At 40.7% G+C, this 23,004-nt stretch carries 17 protein-coding genes; 1 reads left to right on the forward strand and 16 read right to left on the reverse strand.

Features of this window, described 5'->3' with window-relative positions; genetic code table 11:
• Positions 1–46 precede the first annotated feature (46 nt).
• Genes BMY66_RS02840 through argC form a run of 5 tightly spaced genes read right to left on the reverse strand, consistent with a single transcriptional unit; the run spans position 47 to position 4,963 of the window.
• Positions 47–1,246, reverse strand: coding sequence for an aspartate aminotransferase family protein (locus BMY66_RS02840; protein ID WP_090394059.1), 1,200 nt, complete (start codon positions 1,244–1,246; stop codon positions 47–49).
• Positions 1,239–2,135, reverse strand: coding sequence for an acetylglutamate kinase (argB, locus tag BMY66_RS02845; protein ID WP_033153932.1), 897 nt, complete (start codon positions 2,133–2,135; stop codon positions 1,239–1,241). Before argB ends, BMY66_RS02840 begins: the two co-directional genes overlap by 8 nt.
• A 20-nt stretch (positions 2,136–2,155) precedes the next feature.
• The gene (argJ, locus tag BMY66_RS02850; RefSeq protein ID WP_090394060.1) at positions 2,156–3,379 is read right to left on the reverse strand and encodes a bifunctional glutamate N-acetyltransferase/amino-acid acetyltransferase ArgJ; all 1,224 of its coding nucleotides are present in this window, start codon (positions 3,377–3,379) and stop codon (positions 2,156–2,158) included.
• Positions 3,380–3,391: 12 nt separating this feature from the next.
• A complete protein-coding gene (locus BMY66_RS02855) occupies positions 3,392–3,892 on the reverse strand; it encodes a GNAT family N-acetyltransferase (RefSeq protein WP_242839250.1) in 501 nt (166 codons plus the stop codon).
• 18 nt (positions 3,893–3,910) lie between these two features.
• A complete protein-coding gene (gene argC / locus BMY66_RS02860) occupies positions 3,911–4,963 on the reverse strand; it encodes an N-acetyl-gamma-glutamyl-phosphate reductase (RefSeq protein WP_090394061.1) in 1,053 nt (350 codons plus the stop codon).
• Positions 4,964–5,225: 262 nt separating this feature from the next.
• Here argC and BMY66_RS02865 point away from each other — a divergent pair, with 262 nt between their 5' ends.
• Positions 5,226–6,449 (forward strand): argininosuccinate synthase, encoded by a 1,224-nt coding sequence (locus BMY66_RS02865; protein ID WP_044934013.1) that lies wholly within the window; start codon positions 5,226–5,228, stop codon positions 6,447–6,449.
• 63 nt (positions 6,450–6,512) lie between these two features.
• On the opposite strand, the gene BMY66_RS02870 is transcribed toward BMY66_RS02865, so the two are convergent.
• The 11 genes from BMY66_RS02870 to BMY66_RS02920 form a co-directional block, all read right to left on the reverse strand.
• The gene (locus BMY66_RS02870; protein WP_090394062.1) at positions 6,513–8,258 is read right to left on the reverse strand and encodes an ammonium transporter; all 1,746 of its coding nucleotides are present in this window, start codon (positions 8,256–8,258) and stop codon (positions 6,513–6,515) included.
• A gap of 85 nt (positions 8,259–8,343) precedes the next feature.
• Complete coding sequence (locus tag BMY66_RS02875) at positions 8,344–10,437, reverse strand: glutamine synthetase III family protein (protein ID WP_090394063.1); 2,094 nt, start codon at positions 10,435–10,437, stop codon at positions 8,344–8,346.
• Between the two features lie 14 nt (positions 10,438–10,451).
• Complete coding sequence (gene asnB / locus BMY66_RS02880) at positions 10,452–12,038, reverse strand: asparagine synthase B (RefSeq protein WP_090394064.1); 1,587 nt, start codon at positions 12,036–12,038, stop codon at positions 10,452–10,454.
• A gap of 195 nt (positions 12,039–12,233) precedes the next feature.
• Entirely contained in the window at positions 12,234–13,730 is a 1,497-nt protein-coding gene (locus BMY66_RS02885; RefSeq protein ID WP_090394065.1) for a glutamate synthase subunit beta, read from the reverse strand.
• 9 nt (positions 13,731–13,739) lie between these two features.
• Entirely contained in the window at positions 13,740–18,266 is a 4,527-nt protein-coding gene (gene gltB, locus BMY66_RS02890) for a glutamate synthase large subunit (RefSeq protein WP_090394066.1), read from the reverse strand.
• 148 nt (positions 18,267–18,414) lie between these two features.
• A complete protein-coding gene (gene sdaAA / locus BMY66_RS02895; protein WP_090394067.1) occupies positions 18,415–19,281 on the reverse strand; it encodes an L-serine ammonia-lyase, iron-sulfur-dependent, subunit alpha in 867 nt (288 codons plus the stop codon).
• Positions 19,282–19,291: 10 nt separating this feature from the next.
• The gene (gene sdaAB / locus BMY66_RS02900; protein WP_090394068.1) at positions 19,292–19,951 is read right to left on the reverse strand and encodes an L-serine ammonia-lyase, iron-sulfur-dependent subunit beta; all 660 of its coding nucleotides are present in this window, start codon (positions 19,949–19,951) and stop codon (positions 19,292–19,294) included.
• Between the two features lie 11 nt (positions 19,952–19,962).
• Positions 19,963–20,961 carry an asparaginase gene (locus tag BMY66_RS02905; protein WP_044933997.1) on the reverse strand — a complete coding sequence of 333 codons (999 nt, stop codon included), beginning with the start codon at positions 20,959–20,961 and terminating at the stop codon, positions 19,963–19,965.
• Positions 20,958–21,554, reverse strand: a complete 597-nt coding sequence (locus BMY66_RS02910) for a cytidylate kinase-like family protein (RefSeq protein ID WP_033153925.1) — start codon at positions 21,552–21,554, stop codon at positions 20,958–20,960. Before BMY66_RS02910 ends, BMY66_RS02905 begins: the two co-directional genes overlap by 4 nt.
• Positions 21,555–21,563: 9 nt before the next feature.
• Positions 21,564–22,304 carry an amino acid ABC transporter ATP-binding protein gene (locus BMY66_RS02915; protein WP_074790579.1) on the reverse strand — a complete coding sequence of 247 codons (741 nt, stop codon included), beginning with the start codon at positions 22,302–22,304 and terminating at the stop codon, positions 21,564–21,566.
• Positions 22,294–22,965: an amino acid ABC transporter permease gene (locus BMY66_RS02920; RefSeq protein ID WP_033153923.1), complete on the reverse strand. Its 672-nt coding sequence runs from the start codon at positions 22,963–22,965 to the stop codon at positions 22,294–22,296. The genes BMY66_RS02915 and BMY66_RS02920 overlap by 11 nt, the downstream gene beginning before the upstream one ends.
• Positions 22,966–23,004 lie beyond the last annotated feature (39 nt).

Raw genomic sequence — 23,004 nt, forward strand, 5'->3', positions numbered from 1 at the left:
ATAAAAAGCACCGTTTTCATTATATCTGAAAACGATGCTTTTTTGATTACACAAATTGCTCAAATACTTTTTCAATCTTCTCTTTGAACAAATCGATGTCCTGTTCATTTATAACAAGTGGTGGAAGTAAGCGCAGTACATCAGCACCTGCTGAAAGTACAACCAAATGCTGCTCTAACAATGCTTTACTTACAACCTCTTTTACCGGAATTGTAAGCACAAGTCCCTGCATCAAGCCCATTCCTCTACGCTCTGTAATAAAATCGTATTTATTAACAAGATTATCAAGAACCTGCTCCAAATAAGGTGTAATCTCCTTTACATGGTCGATAAGTTTATAATCCTCAAACATATCAAACACTTGAGAAACTGCTGCGGTGCAAAGTGGATTTCCACCATAGGTTGTGCCATGATCTCCCGGCTCCAGAGAGCTCTGGGCCACCTTGTCTGTAACGGCAAATGCTCCAATTGGAACACCGTTACCAAGTGCCTTTGCAGTAGTGAGAATATCAGGCTTAATACCATACTGTTGGAACGCATACATGCTTCCTGTTCTTCCCATGCCGCACTGAACTTCATCGAGAATCAAAAGTATATCTTCCTCGTCGCAAAGCTCACGCACTTTTTTCAAGAAAGTCTCATCAGCTGGATATAGACCGCCCTCTCCCTGAACAGTCTCCATTATAATGGCGCATGTATTGTCACTTAGATTTGCAAGAACACTACCAAAGTCATTAAATGTTGCAAATTTAACTCCAGCCATCAAAGGATAAAATGGCTCACGGTAATGCTCAGTACCTGTGACAGAAAGAGAACCAACGGTGCGACCATGGAACGAATTTTCCATGGCAATGATTTCATAATCCCCTGGGCCTTTCTTCGTATATGCGTATTTCTTTGCAGTCTTAAGTGCACCTTCTATTGCTTCTGCACCTGAATTTGTAAAGAAAACCTTATCCATTCCAGATGCCTTTGTCAGTTTTTGTGCAGCCTCTATCATAGGTACATGATAATAAAGGTTTGATGTATGAGTAATGCGTTTCAGTTGAGTTGTAAGTGCTGCCTCATAATCCTCATTACCATATCCAAATGCCATAACCCCTATTCCAGATGCGAAATCCAAATATTTCTCATCTAACTCATCATATAAATACACACCTTTTCCATAGTCAAATATAACAGGAAATCTATTATATACGTGTAATAGACAGTTATCCGCTGCCTCTATATATTCCTTTTTATTCATTGTAATACCTCGTGTCCTTGTCTCCGATAATCGCTGTTCCAATTCCCTTGTTAGTAAAGATTTCAAGAAGAAGGCAATGTGCTATTCTTCCATCTAAAATATGCACACGGCTAACTCCCTGTTCGATAGCTTCGATGCAATTGTTAAGCTTTGGAAGCATTCCGCCACCAATGTATCCATCCCCAATTAAATCCTTTGCTTCCTCAACTGTAAGCTCGGAAATAAGTGAATCTGGATCATCTTTATCTTTATAAACTCCCTCGATATCTGTAAGAAATGCAAGCTTCTCTGCGTTTACCGCTTTTGCGATAGCACATGCAGCATCATCTGCATTGATATTATATGTAACAAAGTTCTCATCCATTCCAATAGGGCAAACGATTGGAAGGAAATCATTTTCAAGCAAATCCATAATAATCTTTGGATTTACTTCTGTAATCTCTCCTACAAAACCAATATCCTGGCCATCTGAAAGCTTCTTTTGAACCTTTAATAGTCCACCATCTTTTCCAGATACGCCAACTGCATTAACACCAAGAGACTGGACATTCTGAACAAGAGATTTATTAACCTTGTTTAAAACCATTTCTGCTATTTCCATTGTGGCTTCATCTGTTTTACGAAGACCATTAATGAATTCAGGTTCCATTCCTGTCTTCTCTACCCAGCGGCTGATTTCCTTGCCACCACCATGTACGATGATTGGCTTGAAACCAACAAGCTTAAGCAAAGTAACATCCTGGATAACCTGCTTTTTAAGCTCCTCATCAATCATGGCGCTTCCACCATATTTAACAACAATAATCTTGCGGTTAAATCGCTGAATATATGGCAACGCCTCTATTAAAACTTCCGCTTTGTCCATAACCGCTAACATGCTCTTGTCCATTGTGTTTTCCTCCAGTTCTATTATGAGCGATAATCTGCATTAATCTTTACGTAATCATAGGTCAAATCACAGCCCCATGCTGTAGCCTCTGCTTCACCTTCATGCATATCTACAAATACTGTAACAGCATCAGCCTTCATGATTTTAAGGGCCTCTTCCTCATCGAATACAATAGGTGTTCCCTTATCAAAAACCTTTAACTCTCCATTTGCACTTTTGAAAAAAAGCTCCACGTCATTCTGGTCAAAATCTGCTCCAGAATATCCCATTGCACAAAGGAAACGACCAAAGTTTGCATCGCATCCAAAGATTGCAGCTTTTGAAAGATTGGAACCAACTATCGCACGTGCCAATGTCTTTGCATCTTCTTTCGACTTGGCATTTACGATAGTAGCTTCGAAAAGCTTGCTTGCTCCCTCTCCATCAGCAGCCATTGTTTTAGCAAGAGTAGTACATACATAAGAAAGAGCTTCTTTAAAAGCTTCATAGCTTTCATCTTTAGATGTAATTTTCTTGTTGCCAGCTAAACCATTTGCCATGCAGATAAGTGTGTCATTTGTGGATGTATCTCCATCAACTGTAATCATGTTAAAGCTATCTGCAACCACATCGCTGACTGCTTCCTGCAGAAGCGCCTTTTCAATATCAAGATCTGTGCCAAGGAAAGCAAGCATTGTACACATATTAGGATGAATCATTCCTGAGCCTTTGCTCATTCCACCAAGCTTTACTTCTACACCATCTATCTCAAATGAAACTGCAATCTCCTTATTTACAGTATCAGTAGTCATGATTGCTTTTGATGCTTCTGTTCCTGCATTTACACTTCCATCAAGCTTTGGTGCCATAGCTTTTACACCAGCCACAAGCTTATCAACAGGAAGCTGCATTCCGATTACACCAGTAGATGCCACTGCTACAGTATCGTAAGGTACACCAAGAACCTCCTGAACACCTCTTGCCGTAGCTTCACATGCATTAAAGCCTTCCTGACCTGTACAGGCATTTGCAATACCTGAATTTATAACAACTGCCTGAACTGGCTTGTCAGATTTTACAATCTTCATATCCCACTGAACACATGCCGCCTTTACCACATTAGTTGTGAATGTTCCAGCAGATACACATGGCACCTTCGAATAAACCATTGCCATGTCAGTACGTCCCTGATATTTAATCCCTGCTGCTGTGCTTGCTGCCTCAAAACCTTGTGCCGCTGTTATGCCACCATCTATAACCTTCATTACATGTACTCCTTAACTATTAAATTTGATTATATTCTCGTCATTTAAAACAAAATCGTATGTGTTGTAATCTTCACGCTCTCTCCATCCCTCTGCATGCCAGAAATGATTTCCAATTTCATTTCCAGAAAAGGCAACCAACTGAACCTTATTGATTCCTTCGTTTTTCAGACGAACCATTGCCGATGTAACCATAGCTTTACCTATACCGTGTTTGCGATAATCCTCATGAACACAAACATGATAAAAGCTTCCATGACGACCATCATGTCCAGCAAGAATAGAACCAACTATTTTGCCATCTACAACTGCAACTACAGATGTGTTTGGATTTCTCTTAATGAACTTTAAGATTCCCTCTTTTGAATCATCAAGGCTTCGCATTGCAAATCCATGAATTGTTGTCCAAAGTTCATAAACCTCTTCATAATCAGACTCTTCCATGGTGCGAATTTGATACTCTGTATATACACCTAAATCCATAGAAATCTTAAAATTTTCCTGTACAACCATACTTACTACCCCTATTACCTATGGGAACATTGGTGCAAAATCAAGTCCCATCTTCTCATCTAAACCAAAAATAATATTCATATTCTGAACAGCCTGCCCTGCAGCGCCCTTAACAAGATTATCAAGAGCACCCATCATAACGATTCGGCCTGTTCTTTCATCAATCTTGCAGCTAACATCTACAAAATTACTTCCTTCAACCCACTTTGTTTCAGGACACTCACCATACTCAAGAACTCTCACAAAGAATTCATCATCATACATGTCGTGGTAGGCCTTCATTACCTGCTCTTTTGTAGGAAGCTTTCCATCCTTTTTAACAAGTGTTGCATACTCTGTAGCAAGAATACCTCTATTCATAGGAACCAGATGTGGAGTGAAATTAATCATAATCTCCTGCCCACATGCATAACCAAGCTGCTCTTCGATTTCAGGTGTGTGGCGATGAGATGTAACTCCATATGCCTTAATGCTTTCATTTACCTCGCAATAAAGATTAGGAAGCTTTGCTCCACGTCCTGCACCACTGGTTCCTGACTTTGCATCAATAATCAAAGTAGATGGATCAATCAGTCCTGCCTTAACAAGTGGATAAGCTGTAAGTATCGAGCATGTTGTGTAGCAACCAGGATTTGCAATAAGTCTTGCTCCTACTTCCTTATCTCTATTGATTTCACATAAACCATAAACCGCTTCATCAATAAACTGTGGACTCTTGTGCTCAATGCCATACCACTTTTCATATGTAGCAACATCCTTAATACGATAATCAGCAGATAAATCGATTACTTTACAATTGCTAAGAATTTCTTCTGTAAGAACCCCAGCCAAATATCCCTGAGGGGTTGCTGTAAAAATAACATCTACTTGCTTTGAAAGCTCAAGTATATTGTCATCTAAGCATTTATCATCTACCAAGGTGAACATGTTCTTATATATAGAAGCAAATCTCTCATCCACATATGAACGTGAGCCATACCATACGATTTCAGCCTCTGGATGACTATATAGAATTCTTACAATTTCTGCTCCAGCATATCCTGTAGCACCGATAATACCTACTTTAATCATAATTATGCATTTCCTTCTCTTTTATTTTTGTACAACTGCATTCATTGTATAACTTTACTTTCACGAAGTAAAGTGCTGTAGCGTAAAAATATGAATTAATATTGCATAAATATACATTATATATTTCGGTATTTCAACGTTAAAATTGACTAAATTTATTTTTATGCTATTTTCATGTATAAATAACCCTTGAATTTATCACTTTATTGTAGTACAGTATTTTCAGACTATAGAACAATAAATTCAAAAGGAGATATACATTATGGCACAGGAAAAAGTTGTACTTGCATATTCAGGTGGTCTTGATACCACAGCTATCATTCCATGGCTTAAGGAAAACTATGGATACGAAGTAATCTGCTGCTGTATCGATTGCGGACAGGGCGAGGAATTGGATGGCCTTTCAGAAAGAGCAAAAGCATCTGGCGCTTCTAAATTATATATAGAAGATATTGTTGACGATTTCTGCGACAACTACATCGTACCTTGTGTACAGGCAGGAGCTATTTACGAAAACAAATACTTACTTGGAACTGCTATGGCTCGTCCAGGTATTGCTGCAAAGCTTGTTGAAATTGCCAGAAAAGAAGGAGCTGTTGCTATCTGCCATGGTGCTACAGGAAAAGGAAACGATCAGATTCGTTTCGAGCTTGGAATCAAAGCCCTTGCACCTGACATCAAAGTAATTGCTCCATGGAGAAGTGACAAATGGAAGCTTCAATCTCGTCAGGACGAAATTGACTACTGTAAAGCTCATGGCATTAATCTTCCATTCTCAACAGATCAGTCTTACAGCCGTGACAGAAATCTCTGGCACATCAGCCACGAAGGACTTGAGCTTGAAGATCCATCTCAGGAACCAAACTACGAGCACTTACTCATGCTCACTACTCCACCTGAGAAGGCTCCAGACAAGCCTGAATATGTCACAATGACTTTCGAAAAGGGTGTTCCAACATCAGTTAATGGAAAGAAAATGAAGGTATCAGATATCATCAAGGAATTAAATGAAATTGGTGGTAGAAACGGGGTTGGTATTGTAGATATAGTAGAAAACCGTGTTGTAGGTATGAAGTCTCGTGGCGTTTACGAGACACCAGGCGGCACTATCCTCATGGAGGCTCACGCTCAGCTTGAAGAGCTTTGTCTCGACCGCGCGACAATGGAAATGAAAAAAGAAATGGGTGCCAAGCTTGCACAGGTTTGCTACGAAGGCAAATGGTTCACACCACTTTGCGACGCCATCCAGGCATTCGTAAAGTCTACACAGGAATACGTTACAGGCGAAGTTAAGTTCAAGCTCTACAAAGGCAACATCATCAAGGCAGGCACAACTTCACCATACTCACTCTACTCAGAGTCACTGGCATCCTTCACAACTGGCGACCTTTACGATCACCACGACGCCGAAGGCTTCATCACACTTTGGGGCCTCCCACTCAAGGTCCGCGCCATGAAGCTTGCCGAAAACCAAAAGACTAAGTAAACCTAAAGTACCATCCGCACCCCGGGGCCTGCGCCCCTTGCATGGGTGTGGATGGTACTTTTTTTACTCCACGTCTTGGAGGGCTGCAAAGTCTTCTTCGCCGGTGCGGATCTTGACTACCTGCTCCACGTCGTATACGAATATTTTGCCGTCGCCGATGTGGCCAGTGTAAAGGACCTTCTTGGCGGTGTCAATTACCTGCTGTACAGGTACTTTGCATACTACTACGTCTACACGGATTTTTGGTAGAAGGGCTGGCTCTAAAGCTACGCCTCTGTAGTATTCTGGTGCGCCTTTCTGTACACCACATCCCATAACGTGAGATACAGTCATTCCTGTGATACCTAACTTCATAAGTGAGTTCTTAAGCTTTTCAAGGTTGCGTTCCTTGCAAAGAATTTCAATCTTAGTCATTCTAGGCTTGCCAGCTGCAGTGATTTGTGATGGAGCGTACTCTACTTCTACTGCCTCATCAAGTGAAGCAAGTCCTGCTGCTTCAAGTGTTTCTGTGATGAGGTTAGCTGTCTCATCGTCAAGCTCATCAGTATCAAAGTCGTCTTCAAGCATGTTGAATCCAGAGTATGCAGATGGTAAACCATGCTCTGTTCTGTCTAAGCCTACGATTTCCTCTTCTGCTGATGCACGAAGACCGATTGTAGCTTTGATTACCGAAAATGCGATAGTGATTGTTACTGCTGCCCAAGCGCCTACTGTTAATACGCCAAGTAACTGTATGCCTAATAACTTAAATCCTCCCCCATAAAAAAGACCAGCTAATTCGCTTTGTGGTGCTGATGTTGTTGCGAAAAGTCCAACTGCGATTGTTCCCCAAATACCATTCATCATATGGACTGCAACAGCTCCAACTGGATCATCAACACGAAGCTTGTTGTCTAAAAGCCACACACCGAAAACTACTAAAAATCCAGAAACAATACCGATGATAATTGCACCAAGTGCATCTGTTACGTCGCATGGGGCTGTGATTGCTACAAGACCAGCAAGTGATGCATTTAATGACATAGATACATCTGGCTTACCATATTTAATCCATGTATAAGACATTGTTGTTACTGTAGCCACTGCTGGTGCAATTGTTGTAGTTACAAAGATTGATGCAAGCTGCTCAAGTGATGTTGCAGCTGCTCCGTTGAAACCATACCAGCCAAGCCAAAGGATAAATACACCAAGTGCACCAAGTGCAATGTTGTGTCCTGGGAATGCATTTACCTTCTTAATCTTGCCTTTGCTGTCACGTGTAAATTTACCAATTCTAGGTCCAAGGATTTTTGCACCAATAAGGGCGCAGATACCACCTACCATGTGGATTGCACATGAACCTGCGAAATCATGGAAGCCAATCTGAGAAAGCCATCCACCACCCCAAATCCAATGAGCCTCAATTGGATAAATTACAAGTGAAATAATTCCAGAATATACACAGTAGCTGATAAACTTTGTTCTTTCTGCCATGGCACCACTTACGATTGTTGCTGTTGTAGCGCAGAACACAAGGTTAAATACAAAGTTGCTCCAGTCAAAGTTTGCATAGTCTGTAAATATTCCTAATGTTGGTCTTCCTACTAATCCAAAGAGGCAATCCTCTCCAAACATAAGACCAAATCCTAAAACAATAAACATTACTGTACCAATACAGAAATCCATCAGGTTTTTCATAATGATGTTTCCTGTATTTTTTGCTCTGGTAAAACCAGCCTCTACCATTGCAAATCCCGCTTGCATCCAAAATACAAGGGCAGCTCCTATAAGGAACCAGACTCCAAATAACATGCTTGAATAAGCTTCCATAATATTTTCCTCCTTGGGGTTTATTTATAGAGAAAGGGGCGCAGTTCTTTGTATGAACTGTGCCCCTTTGCACTCATCAATATATTTATTTTACAGAATATAAGATTTCTCCGTATGTTGGGTATGGCCAGATATCACTTGGTACTACTGTTTCAAGCTCATCAACCACCTCTCTAAGCTCATTCATATCTGCAAAGATTACATCATGATGGAACTTAGCCAAATCATATGTCTCAGTTAATTCTTTTGCCTTATCAATGTCTGCTTCAAGCTTCTCAAGTCTTTCATCCATTGATGTTGTTAACTTAGCTGCCTGCTCCAATCTCTTCTTTTCCACTGAAGAATCAACTGGAAGTCCTGTAGCTTCCTTTGCGTTAAGAGTTTCTGCAAGTGTAAACTGATAATCACTAGCAGCTGCCATAATGTCTTTCTTAACCATAGCATCCATTGTAAGGGCTTCGATATCAATTACCTTGTAGTAATTCTCAAGCTGGATGTCATATCGGCTGTAAAGCTCCTGCTCCGTAAATACGTTATGCTTTGTAAATACATCAATTGCCTTCTTATCTACGAATGCTGGGAGGGCATCTACAGTAGACTTAAGATTCTTAAGACCTCTTCTCTCAGCTTCCTTTACCCACTCATCAGAATAACCATTGCCATTAAAGATGATTCTCTTGTGTGCTGTAAGCTCTCTCTTAAGGAGCTCTGCAAGTGCCTTATCGAAATCAGCTGCCTTCTCAAGCTCTTCTGAGAACTTATCAAGTTCTTCTGCAACAATTGTATTTAATACAACGTTTGGACCTGAAATAGATGCTGCAGAACCAAGTGATCTAAACTCAAACTTATTACCTGTAAAGGCAAATGGTGATGTTCTGTTTCTATCTGTTGTATCCTGTGAAATGCTAGGAATAACAGCTGCACCAATTGACATCTTCTTCTTTTTAATGTCTTCATAATCAGTTCCATCGATGATTGACTCTACAATAGCCTCAAGCTCATCTCCAAGGAACATTGAGATAATTGCTGGTGGTGCCTCGTTTGCTCCAAGTCTATGATCATTTCCAGCAGAAGCAACCGATACTCGGAGTAATTCCTGATACTCGTCTACAGCCTTAATTACTGCTGTTAAGAACAACAAGAACTGAGTGTTCTGGGAAGGAGTAGCACCTGGTTCTAACAGGTTTACTCCTGTATCGGTTGATATAGACCAGTTGTTGTGCTTGCCCGAACCATTTACACCTGCAAAAGGCTTTTCATGAAGTAAGCAAGTCATTCCGTGACGTCCAGCTACGACCTTCATCATCTCCATTGTAAGCTGGTTATGATCTGTTGCTATATTAGTGGTTGAGTACACTGGTGCAAGCTCATGCTGAGCTGGCGCAACTTCATTATGCTTTGTCTTTGCAAGTACACCTAGTTTCCACAACTCCTCGTCTAACTCTTTCATGTAAGCAGAAACTCTTGGCTTAATAGTTCCAAAATAGTGATCCTCAAGTTCCTGTCCCTTTGGAGGCTTAGCTCCAAATAATGTACGTCCTGTATAAATCAAATCTGGACGCTTGTTATACATTTCTGTATCTATTAAAAAGTATTCCTGCTCTGGTCCAACTGTTGTAATAACTCTCTTTACATCCTCGTGACCGAAAAGCTTAAGTGCTCTAACTGCTGATTTATCGAGTGCTTCCATTGAACGAAGTAATGGAGTCTTTTTATCAAGTGCTTCACCTGAATATGAACAAAAGGCTGTTGGAATACAAAGTGTATCATCCTTGATAAATACATAGCTTGTTGGGTCCCATGCTGTATATCCTCTTGCCTCAAATGTAGCTCTTAATCCACCTGATGGGAATGAAGATGCATCAGGCTCACCTTTGATTAATTCCTTTCCTGAGAAAGTCATGATAACCTTGCCACCTTCTTCAGGCTGAATAAATGAATCATGCTTTTCAGCTGTAACACCTGTCATTGGCTGGAACCAATGTGTGAAATGTGTAGCTCCAAGTTCAATTGCCCATTCTTTCATAGCATGTGCAATTACATTTGCAAGCTCTCTGTCAAGAGGACGTCCCTCTTCAATGGTCTTCTTAAGAGCCTTATATGCATCCTTAGGAAGACGTTCCTTCATAGTCTCGTCATTAAAAACTTTGCTTCCGAAAATCTCTGTAACCTTGCTCATTTCTTATCCTCCTCTTATACTCCGCTAGCGCCGTAGTTTGCAAGTACGCGTGCGGATGGATCATCAACATCGCATCCCTCCCAAGCCTTGTTTGGCATCCAAAAGTCTACAACCATCTGTGCCTGGCCTGGATAGTACTTCTCAAATAAATCTCTATACAAAAGTGATTCCTTTGTAAAAGGTGTTGCAAATTCGTATTTGCGATACGCATTCTTTACATCCTCATCACTGTATAAGCTATTAGCATATTCCTTCAGGTAATCTACCATTGAATGTCCAACTGCATCTGAGAACGCTGCTTTCTCTCTGAACAATATGTCATGTGGTAAGTAATCGCCCTCCTCAAATGCATGTCTCAATAAATACTTGCCTTTGTTGTATTTATTCATCTTGATTTCAGGATTTACGCTCATTACATAATCCACAAAATCTAAATCACCAAATGGAACTCTTGCCTCCATTGAATGAACTGAAATACATCTGTCAGCCCTCAGTACATCGTACATGTAAAGCTCTCTAAGTCTCTTTTCTGCTTCCTTCTGAAACTCTTCTGCATTTGGAGCAAAATCTGTGTATTTATAACCGAAGATTTCATCTGATATCTCACCAGTAAGAAGAACTCTTATCTCTGGGAACTGTTTCTTGATTCCCTTGCAGATTAAATACATTCCCATGCTGGCTCGGATTGTTGTTATGTCGTATGTACCAAGTGCTGCAACAACTTCCTCCAAAGACTCAATAACGATGTCTTTATTGATTATGATTTCGTGATGCTCTGAACCAATGTAATCTGCAACTTCCTTTGCATACTTTAAATCGATTGCATCCTCGTTCATGCCAATTGCAAATGTTTTAATGGGCTTATCCATCATCTTTTGCGCTATTGCACAAACAAGTGATGAATCAAGTCCACCAGAAAGAAGAAATCCTACAGGAGCATCTGCATCAAGTCGTTTCTCAACACCAGCTACAAGCTTTTCTTTAATGTTTGCTGCAACCTCTTCCACCCCGTCTAATCTGTATGTCTGCCGCTTCGCCAAATCTCTATAGCATGTAAACACACCCTTGTAATAATAATGTCCTGGTGGAAATGGCTTAACCTCATCTGTAAGACCAACCAAGTTCTTTGCTTCTGATGCAAACATTATTGAACCTTCACTGTCGTATCCGTAAAACAAAGGTCTAATTCCGATTGGATCTCTTGCTGCTACCAAATCATCTATTTCCTTGTCGTAAATAACCATTGCAAATTCTGCATCAAGTTTTTCGAACATCTTTGTTCCGTATTTACGATACATTGGTAAAATGATTTCGCAATCACTGTCGCTTAAGAATTTGTATCCCTCTTCTTTCAAGCTCTCTCGCTCTTTTTTGAATCCATACAACTCTCCGTTGCATATTACATAATTTCCATCAAGTTCAAACGGTTGCATTCCTGCTTCTGTCAAACCCATAATTGATAATCTTTGAAAGCCAAGCACCGAATCATTTACGGTTATAACTCGTTGCATGTCTGGCCCTCTAGAAACCGTTTTTGCAAATGCCGCTTCGAAGTCTTTCATCTCCACATGGCATTTACTTAAAGCCATAATCGAACACATAAAATCACCTTCCCATAGGAACAAGAAAAGGCGTCGTAGATTTAGCTTTTCAAGCTAAATCTACGACGCCTTTGTCGTTTATTTGTTCCATTGATTTTTATTTGTTAAGAATAATATTCTTTTGACAATTGTTTGTCAATAACATTTTTTATATTTTTTAAAATAAATTTTGGATTAAATTTTCCAAACCTAAAATTATAGATTTGTATAACCCATCAAGAACTCATCTACTTCTCGAGCACAATCGCGGCCCTGTCTAATAGCCTTTACAACCAGTGACTGACCTGTGTGCATATCACCTGCAGTAAATACCTTAGGCACATTTGTAGCGAATGAATTCGTATTTACGGATGCAACATTGGTGCGTCCATCCAGCTCCACCTTGAAAGCGTCTGCCACATATTTCTGCGCTCCAAGAAATCCTGCTGCAATCAGACAAAGCTGGCAAGGCACTTCTTTCTCAGTACCTTCCACTGGCACCATCATTCTGCGTCCTGTTTTCTTGTCAGTTTTAGACTCAAGTGAAACTAAAACAACAGACTTCAAATCACCATTCTTATCTGTCTTGAATTCCTTGACAGTTGTAGTGTAGATTCTAGGATCATGACCGAACTTGGCAATAGCCTCCTCCTGACCATAGTCAGTTTTACATACAAGAGGCCACTGAGGCCATGGATTTGATTCAGCTCTCACATCTGGTGCCTTTGGCATCATTTCAAGCTGTGTTACAGACTTACATCCATGACGTATTGCAGTACCAACACAATCGTTACCTGTGTCTCCACCACCGATGATGATAACATCCTTACCTTTGGCAGAAATATACTGTCCCTCTACAAGCTTCATATCGTTGGCCCAGAGGCACTTAGTAGTGGATGTAAGGAAATCCACAGCAAAATAGATACCCTTAGCATCTTTTCTACCTGTAGCCTGAATATCACGTGGATTAGATGAACCGCAGCAAAGAACTACCGCATCGTACTTCTTTGTCAAATCGGACGCCTTAACATCAACACCTACATTGGCATTAACTACAAAGCTTACACCTTCCTCCTCCATGATTTTAATTTTACGGTCAATAATCTGCTTTTCGAGCTTCATGTTAGGAATACCGTAGCGAAGTAATCCACCTACATTGTCATTGCGCTCGTACACAGTTACATTGTGACCGCGTCTGTTTAATTGATCTGCCACTGCAAGACCAGATGGGCCTGAGCCAATTACCGCAACAGATTTACCTGTACGAACCTCTACAGGCTTTGCATCTGCCAATCCATTGGCATAAGCATACTCAATAATAGCTTTCTCATTTTCCCTTGTAGATACAGCATCACCATTAAGTCCGCAGGTACATGCTTTCTCACAAAGTGCAGGACATACCCTGCATGTAAACTCAGGGAAATTGCTAGTCTTGTGAAGCCTCTTATAGGCCATCTCATAATTTCCCTGATATACAAGCTCATTCCACTCAGGAATAAGGTTGTTCAGAGGACAACCAGAAGTCATCCCCTTAATTGTCATGCCTGACTGGCAGAATGGTACACCACAATCCATGCATCTTCCGCCTTGTCTTCTCTGCTCCTCTTTTGAAAGAGGCTCATGAAACTCATTAAAATTCTTTATTCTGGCAAGAGGGCTAACCGCTTCAGCCTCTACTCGCTCATACTCTAAAAATCCAGTTGGCTTTCCCATGGTTCCCTCCTACTTGTTTAATAAATTAAATGCTTCTATCTGTGCCTGCTCAGAAGATAATCCCTTTTCCTCCATTTGCACAATTGTCTGCATCATCTTTTTGTAATCAAAAGGTACAATACGCTTGAACTTAGGTAGATACTCGCTAAAGTTATCGTAGATTTCCTTGCCCTTTGCGGAGCCAGTAGCAGCCACGTGCTCTGCGATTATTTCCTTAAGCTCTAATACATCGTATTTGTCAGTAACTGTCTCCAGTGAAACCATAGATTTGTTTAGTCTCTTGTATAAAGATGCGTCTTCATCAAGCACATATGCAATACCACCAGACATACCTGCTGCAAAGTTCTTGCCAGTCTCACCAAGTACTACAACTCGTCCACCTGTCATATATTCGCATCCATGATCTCCACAGCCTTCTACAACTGCTGTAGCACCTGAATTACGTACTGCGAAACGCTCGCCTGCCACACCGTTGATAAAAGCTTTACCACTGGTTGCACCATACAAAGCCACATTACCTATGATGATATTCTCATCCTGCTTGTAGGTCGCCTTAGCAGATGGGTATACAACAAGCTTTCCGCCTGATAATCCCTTACCGAAATAGTCGTTAGAATCTCCCTCCAGGTTAAGTGTAAGTCCCTTAGGTATAAATGCACCAAATGACTGTCCACCTGCACCCTGGCAGTTAATTACATAGGTATCTTCCTCCAGATTTTCTCCATGGTTTCTGGTAATCTCTGCTCCAAACAATGTACCAAATGAACGGTCCACATTTGAAACCTCAAGACTTACCTCTCCCTTCTTACCAGAGGCTATTGCACTCTTTAGCTTTTTAAGAAGAACCTTTTCATCAAGTGTCTTTTCTAGCTCAAAGTTGAATACATTCTTTTTATCATATTCAATCTTCTCATAAGGATTTGGATTAGAGATTACAGCAGATAAATCTACCTTTTCTCTACGTCCACTTCCAGCCACATTCTTAAGAGTAAGCAAGTCATATCTACCACAAAGCTCATCTACAGTTTTGCATCCAAGCTCTGCCATGTATTCACGAAGCTCCTGAGCTATAAAGCGCATAAAGTTAACTACGTATTCTGGCTTACCTGTAAATCTCTTTCTAAGCTCTGGGTTCTGAGTTGCAACACCTACAGGACAAGTATCCAAGTTACATACTCTCATCATTACACATCCCATAGTTACAAGTGGTGCTGTTGCAAAGCCAAATTCTTCTGCTCCAAGTGCACAGGCGATTGCAACGTCACGGCCGCTCATAAGCTTACCATCTGTCTCAATAACAACCTTATTACGTAATCCGTTCTGAGCAAGTGTCTGATGTGCTTCAGCCAAGCCTAATTCCCATGGAAGTCCTGCATTATGAATAGACGACTTAGGAGCTGCACCTGTACCACCGTCGTATCCAGAGATAAGGATAACCTGAGCACCTGCCTTGGCAACACCGCTAGCAATTGTACCTACTCCTGCCTCTGATACAAGCTTTACTGATATACGTGCATCCTTGTTGGCATTCTTTAAATCATATATGAGCTCAGCCAAATCTTCGATTGAATAAATATCGTGATGAGGTGGTGGCGAAATAAGAGCTACACCTGGTGTAGAAAGACGAGTCTTTGCTATCCATGGATATACCTTCTTTCCTGGTAGATGTCCACCTTCACCTGGCTTTGCACCCTGAGCCATTTTAATCTGTATTTCCTTTGCAGATACCAGGTATTTGCTTGTAACACCAAATCGACCTGATGCCACCTGCTTAATTGCAGAGCAACGGTTAAGACCATCAGGACCAACCTCATATCTAGCTTCCTCTTCACCACCTTCACCAGAATTTGATTTTCCGTGAAGCATATTCATGGCGATAGCCATTGTCTCATGGGCTTCCTTAGAAATCGAGCCGTAACTCATAGCACCAGTTTTAAATCTCTTTACAATTGAATCTACTGACTCAACTTCATCGATGCTGATTCCCTTCTTAGGGTATTTAAAGTCTATAAGGCCACGAAGATTTCGAACTGCATCTTCATCATTAATTAAAGCTGTATACTCTTTGAATGTGTTATAGTCACCTGTTCTTGTGGCAAGCTGAAGTAAATGAATGGTAGCAGGATTATATAAGTGTTCCTCTGCTCCCGCTCTCATCTTATGTACACCCTTCGAATCAAGTGTCTTATCTACAGACAATCCTAGTGGATCAAATGCCATAGAATGCTGTCTTTCCACATCAGCCTGAATATCCTCAATAGTGATTCCACCAATACGGCTAATTGTGCCAGTGAAATACTTATCGATTACATCGGAGCTGATTCCTATTGCCTCAAATATCTTTGCACCTTGATATGACTGAACTGTGGAAATACCCATCTTTGATGCAATCTTAATGATGCCTGTAATAATAGCCTCGTTGTATGAATCAATGGCTGCATGTACATCCTTCTGCAACTGCCCCTTCTCCACAAGTTCTTCGATTGTTTCCTGGGCAAGGTATGGGTTGATTGCAGATGCACCGTAACCAAGCAACGTTGCAAAATGATGCACCTCTCTAGGCTCGCCCGACTCGAGAATAAGTGAAAGGCTTGTTCTCTTTTTGGTCTGTACCAAGTGATGCTGTACTGCTGCTACTGCAAGAAGTGATGGTATTGCAACATGATTCTCATCCACACCCCTATCAGATAGGATGATAATATTTGCACCCTCTCTGTTAACTCTATCCACCTCTACATACAGGTGCTCGATAGCCTTAGCCAATGATGTATTTTTATAATATGTGATAGGTACAGTTTCTGCCTTTAGTCCTGGCACCTTCATAGATTTAATCTTCATCAAATCTGTCACTGTAAGAATAGGGTTGTTAATCTGCAACATATTGCAGTTTTCTTCCTTTTCCTCCAATACATTGCCAGCTGTACCGATGTATACAGTTGTTGCTGTAACAATCTCCTCACGGATTGAATCGATTGGTGGATTTGTTACCTGGGCAAAAAGCTGCTTGAAGTAATTAAATAATGGCTGATGCCGATTTGAAAGAACTGCAAGCGGAGTATCAATACCCATAGCAGCTGTACTTTCCACACCATTAAGGGCCATTGGAAGAATTGATTCCTTCACCTCACCATATCCATATCCAAAAGCCTTCTGAAGTCTGTCACGCTCTTCCTGTGAATGCTTTGGAACAGGCTCGTTAGGAATCTTGATATCAGCTAAATGAGCAAGATTTGCATCAAGCCACTGACCATAAGGCTGGCTGTTAGCATATTTCTCCTTAAGCTTTGCATCGTCGATAAGCTTTCCTGCAACAGTATCTACAAGAAGCATTTTTCCTGGACGAAGTCTATCCTTCTTAACTATTCTCTCCTCCTCAACAGGAAGTACACCAACTTCTGAAGAAAGAATTAGATAATCGTCGTTTGTAATATAATAGCGGCTTGGACGAAGACCATTTCTATCAAGGACAGCACCCATAATATCGCCATCAGAAAACAGGATAGACGCTGGGCCATCCCATGGCTCCATCATTGTTGAATAGTACTGATAGAAATCTCGTCTTGCCTGGTCCATAGCCTTATTTTTATACCAAGGCTCAGGAATAGTAATCATTACCGCAAGAGGAAGTGGCATGCCATTCATTACCAAAAACTCTAGCGCATTATCAAGCATTGCCGAGTCAGAACCAGACTGATTGCAAACTGGAGTAATCTTTGACATCTCTGGCTCAAGTACCTGAGATACCATTGTCTCCTCACGGGAAAGCATTTTATCTGCGTTACCCTTGATAGTATTAATCTCACCATTATGAACTATAAATCTATTTGGATGCGCTCTCTCCCATGATGGATTTGTGTTTGTTGAGAAACGTGAATGTACTGTAGCAATAGCTGACTCATAATCTGGATCCTCAAGATCTTCGAAAAACAATCTAAGCTGATTAACAAGGAACATTCCCTTATATACAATAGTTCTACTAGAAAGAGATGCTACATAAGTATCCTCTGCTGTCTGTTCAAATACACGTCTTGCCACGTAAAGCCTTCTATCAAAAGCCAATCCCTTTTCACAATCTGCAGGCTTCTTAATAAATGCCTGGCAGATATATGGCATGCAGTCTAAGGCCATCTTTCCTAATATTTCAGATATAGTAGGAACTTTACGCCATCCTAAGAATTCAAGTCCTTCCTTCTCGACACTGATTTCAAACATCTTCATTGCCTGTTTTCTCTTCAACTCATCCTGAGGGAAGAAAAACATACCAATTCCATATTCTCGCTCATTGCCGATTGCAATCTTTTCTTTTTCACAAACCTTCTTGAAAAATTTATGAGATATCTGAAGTAGGATTCCAACACCATCGCCAGTCTCACCTGATGCATCCTTGCCAGCTCGATGCTCCAAGTTTTCTACAATCTTTAATGCATCTGACACAGTCTGATGGGTCTTGATTCCCTTAATAGATACAACTGCACCTATACCACAGTTGTCATGCTCAAAAGATGGGTCATAAAGACCTTGCATTTGATTACCCATGTTAGCTACTCCTTCCACATAGTAGTTTTAATAAACAAAAAAAGAAAAGGCATCTAAAGAGACTCCCCATAAGGGAATTTCTTTAGACGCCTTTGTCTTGAGAAAAAATATACAACTATTTAAAAGATAATGCAAGCACTTTTTTAATTTAATGTGCTAAAGCATCCTTAATTTTCTGTCCAGTTACTGTTCCAGCGACTCCACCTTTACCAGTTTCCTTTATATTAGGATTCATGTCTTTTCCAACGGCGCTCATAGCATCAAACACTTCATCTGCAGGAATTCGACTTTCAATACCAGCCATAGTAAGCTCTGCTGATGTAACTGCATTCATAGCGCCACAAACATTTCGCTTAACACATGGAACCTCTACTAGGCCTGCCACTGGATCGCATGCAAGACCAAGAAGATTTTTTAAAGCAAGTGCTGCCGCATTAGCACTCTTTCTTCCATCTCCGCCGCGAAGATATACAAGTCCTGCTGCCGCCATTGAGCTGGCTGCTCCGATTTCCGCCTGACAGCCACCTTCAGCACCGGCAAGTGATGCTCTGGCTGCTATTACCTCACCAACTCCTGCTGCTACAAAAAGAGCCTCTGTCATCTTTTCATCAGTAAGTCCTAATTTCTCCTGGGCTGCTATAAATACTGCTGGAACAACTCCACATGAACCGGCTGTAGGTGCAGCAACAATTCGTTTCATACAGGCATTGCCCTCAGCAACACGAAGAGCCAATTCCATGACACGTCCTGCAAAATCGCCAACTAAAGCATTACCACTGTCAAGGTATTCTCTAAGAAGACCTGCCTCGCCACCTACTAAGCCACTGTTGCTTCTCACTGTCTTGTCGTAATTAAGGGCAGACTCCTTCATTGCTGTGTACATGCGCTTCATATTTTCAAAGGATTCTTCCTCTGAAACTGCGCGTTCTTTGCAATCGTCCTGCTGAACTATCTTCCAGAAAGGAACTCCGCTATTCTCTTCTAATTTACAAATCTCTTCTACTGAATCAAACATCTATAATCCTCTACTCTGGACAGTAATATGAAACCTTCATAATACCTTCTAGTTTTTCTAATTCCTTGATTGTGCTATCTGGTACACACTCATCACACTCAATTACCATAACTGCTTCTCCACCACGCTTTTTACGATAGAGCTGCATAGTGGCAATATTAATATGTTCTATACCAAGAAGTCTTGTAACCTCAGTAATGTATCCTGGCTTATCAACATTATGAACTATAAGTGTAGGGCTTTCTCCGGAGAAATTAGCTTTTACTCCATCAAGCATAACTACCTGAATACGTCCGCCACCAATAGATGATGCCACTACCTCCAAGCTATGGCCTGACACGCCGTGCATAATCACCTTTGCTGTGTTTGGATGAACATCTCCCAAGTCAGCTGCCTGTATTGTATATTTAAAGCCCAGCTCCTGTGCCACTGTAAAGCTATCTGGCAAACGCTCATCGTCACAGGCCATTCCTAGCAAACCACCTACGATAGCCCTGTCCGTACCGTGACCTTTGCCTGTTTCAGCAAAAGAACCGTGCAAATAAATCTCAGCACTTTCGATTTTTTCTGCCATAAGTTTATTGCAGACATTTCCAATTTTGGCTGCTCCTGCTGTGTGAGAGCTGGAAGGACCTACCATAACCGGTCCAATAATATCAAATAGATTCATTAAAAAATCTCCTAATAGTTTTTAAGCTCACCTGCAATATTTAAAGAAAAATAATCCTTTATTTCAGATGGATTGCTCGTCTTACCAAGAATCCACATAAGCTTTGTAAGGGCCGCTTCACTTGTCATATCCTGAGCCTGGAGTACTCCGCTTTCGAGAGCTCTCTTACCAGTCTCATAAACATCCATCTTTGAGCCTTCGTATCTACACTGAGTACCAACTACAACAGTCATACCATCAGCAATAACCTTCTCGATTGTGCTGATAAAATCATGCTTTAAAAATGGCATGCCACCGATTCCAAATGCCTCAATGTAAAGTCCCTTATATCCCTGTGCAGCAATTGATTCAACAAGGCTTCTATGAATACCTGGGAACATTTTCAGCATACAAACTTCTGTAGAATAATTGTTTTCTAGATGGAATACACCGTTTCTAACAGGGATTGTGCTGTCATCAATATTCATACCAAGTGAGCTGATTTCAGCTACATTTGGATAATTGATGCTTTCAAAAGCATCAAAGCTAAGTGAACGAACCTTAGAAGCACGACATCCAAGCATTACCTTGCGATTGAATGCAACAAACACTCCTGCTCTGCCACTTGCTGCCATATGGATGGCACAGCGTAAATTTTCCATAGCATCTGCAATTGGATTTGTAATAGAAAGCTGTGAGCCAGTAATTACAACCGGAATATTTATGTTTTGAAGCATAAAAGAAAGCATAGATGATGTATATGCAAGTGTATCTGTTCCGTGGATTACAACAATGCCATCATAGTCATTACGTATACCACCAATATGCTCAGCAAGCTTGCTCCAATCCTCTGGGAAAATATTGGCACTATCAACAGCCATAAAATCTTCTATTTCAAAATTAATATCACCTGACACCACGTGCAATTCACGCTTCATATCCTGTGTGGAAAGTCCTGGTGCCAAGCCACTTTCCTTCATAACTGAAGACAAAGTTCCACCCGTATTAATAATAAGTATGTTCCTACTCAATGATTTATCTCCTTCGCTGTATCACAAATGATATCAACGCATTTTTCGAGCCCAAGTGTTGAGCTCTTTAAGCACAAATCATAAAACTCAGCATTGCCGAATTCCGTTCCAGTGTAGTGCTTGCAGTATTTCTTTCTTGCCTTGTCCACATTGTGAAGCTCCTCACGAACCTTTTCCTCTGTGGTGCCTGGCATTTTCTCCATCATTCGCTTAACACGGAAGTGCTCTGTACCTGAAACGAATACATGAAGAGAATGATCAAATTCCTTAAGAATGATGTTGGCATTTCTGCCGACTATTACACAATTGCCTTTTTCAGCAACCTTTCTGATTGCTTCCTTTTGAGCATTGTAAAGACGCTCATCAAGTGGCTTATTGTAGAAGTCAAATAGACTCTGTCCCAAGCCAAACTCTCTTGGTACCTTCTCATCAAAGTATCTAACTTCTTCAGGACTAAGATTACCTGATTCGATTGCTGCTCTGATAATCATATCCTTATCACAGTAATAGTAGCCTAAACGCTCAGCTACCTCTTTACCGATTGTACCGCCTCCAGCACCAAACTGACGGCTGATTGTAATTATGTTTTTCATACGCCCCTCTTATAATACTTTATTTAAGAAATCGATGGTTCTAGCTTCCTTTGGATTAAGCAATACCTCTGAAGGTGTGCCTTCCTCGATGATGTAGCCACCATCCATAAAGATTACTCTATCTGCTACTTCTCTAGCAAATCCCATCTCATGAGTAACAATAACCATTGTCATGCCATCTGCTGCCAAATCCTTCATAACCTGAAGAACCTCTCCTACCATTTCTGGATCAAGAGCTGATGTTGGCTCATCGAAAAGCATAATATCTGGCTCCATGCAAAGTGCACGAGCGATAGCAACACGCTGCTTCTGTCCACCTGAAAGCTGACTAGGGAAGCTTGAAGCCTTATCTTCAAGACCAACCTTTGCAAGCATCTTTTTAGCGCGCTCCTCTGCCTCAGCCTTAGAACACTTCTTAAGCTGAACAGGTGCAAGTGTAAGGTTATCAAGTATGTTTAAGTTGTTGAAAAGGTTGAAATGCTGGAATACCATTCCAATGTTTTCTCTAACTTTATTGATATTGATATGCTTATCTGTGATGTTGTTTCCGTCAACAACAATTGAGCCTGCAGTAACAGTCTCAAGTCTATTTAAGCAACGTAAGAATGTAGACTTACCAGAGCCTGAAGGACCAATTACACAAACAACCTCGCCCTTAGTAACATCTGTGGAGATATCCTTTAATACCTCTAAGTCGCCATAGCACTTCTTAAGATTTTTAACACTGATTTTAATTTCTTTATCTGCCAACGTTTAATCTCCTTTCAAGAACCTTTGCACTACGTGAAAGGATTGTAATAACTATAAGATACATAACACCAACAATAGCCCATGTCTGGAATGACATGAATGTGTTTGCCTGTACGTTCTTTGCTGTGTTAACAAGTTCTGGGAAACCGATAACTGAAAGAATTGAGGTATCCTTAAGTGTAATAATGAACTGGTTGATGAATGTAGGAATCATAGTCTTGATAGCCTGAGGTAATACGACTTTGCGCATAGCCTGTCCATATGTAAGACCAAGAGATCTGGCAGCTTCCATCTGACCTTTATCAACAGATTGAATACCTGCTCTAATAATTTCTGCCATATAAGCACCACAGTTTAAAGCAAGACAGATTGTACCTGCCTGAAGAGCTGTCAAACTAACAGAGAAACCTCCAATGATGGTATTAAATAAGTAAGGAATACCAAAATATACAAAGAAGGCTAATACAATCATCGGAACTCCTCTGATTACATCAACAAAAATCTGTGAGATTACATTGCTTACTCTGTTCTTAACTACACCCATAATACCGAAAAGCATACCGATAATGCAGGCAAAGAATAAGCCTAGTAATGCGAGAAGCAATGTTCTGCCCATAGCAATTAGAAGCATAGGACCATAAACTGAAATAATAGTTAACATAAATAATAAACCCTTTCTAACTGGTTTTATAAATAATAA

Origin of the sequence: Pseudobutyrivibrio sp. C4, assembly GCF_900111635.1 — a bacterium.
GTDB classification, from domain to species: Bacteria; Bacillota; Clostridia; order Lachnospirales; family Lachnospiraceae; genus Pseudobutyrivibrio; species Pseudobutyrivibrio ruminis.

Bases quoted from the DNA above. Each gene is read 5' to 3' on its own strand.
- sdaAA (WP_090394067.1), bottom strand. From the start codon at position 19,281: ATGTTTGATTCAGTAGAAGAGATTTGTAAATTAGAAGAGAATAGCGGA.
- argJ (WP_090394060.1), bottom strand. From the start codon at position 3,379: ATGAAGGTTATAGATGGTGGCATAACAGCGGCACAAGGTTTTGAGGCA.
- BMY66_RS02885 (WP_090394065.1), bottom strand. From the start codon at position 13,730: ATGGGAAAGCCAACTGGATTTTTAGAGTATGAGCGAGTAGAGGCTGAA.
- BMY66_RS02920 (WP_033153923.1), bottom strand. From the start codon at position 22,965: ATGTTAACTATTATTTCAGTTTATGGTCCTATGCTTCTAATTGCTATG.
- BMY66_RS02855 (WP_242839250.1), bottom strand. From the start codon at position 3,892: ATGGTTGTACAGGAAAATTTTAAGATTTCTATGGATTTAGGTGTATAT.
- sdaAB (WP_090394068.1), bottom strand. From the start codon at position 19,951: ATGAATCTATTTGATATTATTGGACCGGTTATGGTAGGTCCTTCCAGC.
- argB (WP_033153932.1), bottom strand. From the start codon at position 2,135: ATGGACAAGAGCATGTTAGCGGTTATGGACAAAGCGGAAGTTTTAATA.
- BMY66_RS02870 (WP_090394062.1), bottom strand. From the start codon at position 8,258: ATGGAAGCTTATTCAAGCATGTTATTTGGAGTCTGGTTCCTTATAGGA.
- BMY66_RS02840 (WP_090394059.1), bottom strand. From the start codon at position 1,246: ATGAATAAAAAGGAATATATAGAGGCAGCGGATAACTGTCTATTACAC.
- BMY66_RS02875 (WP_090394063.1), bottom strand. From the start codon at position 10,437: ATGAGCAAGGTTACAGAGATTTTCGGAAGCAAAGTTTTTAATGACGAG.
- BMY66_RS02865 (WP_044934013.1), top strand. From the start codon at position 5,226: ATGGCACAGGAAAAAGTTGTACTTGCATATTCAGGTGGTCTTGATACC.
- argC (WP_090394061.1), bottom strand. From the start codon at position 4,963: ATGATTAAAGTAGGTATTATCGGTGCTACAGGATATGCTGGAGCAGAA.
- BMY66_RS02910 (WP_033153925.1), bottom strand. From the start codon at position 21,554: ATGAAAAACATAATTACAATCAGCCGTCAGTTTGGTGCTGGAGGCGGT.
- asnB (WP_090394064.1), bottom strand. From the start codon at position 12,038: ATGTGTTCGATTATGGCTTTAAGTAAATGCCATGTGGAGATGAAAGAC.
- gltB (WP_090394066.1), bottom strand. From the start codon at position 18,266: ATGGGTAATCAAATGCAAGGTCTTTATGACCCATCTTTTGAGCATGAC.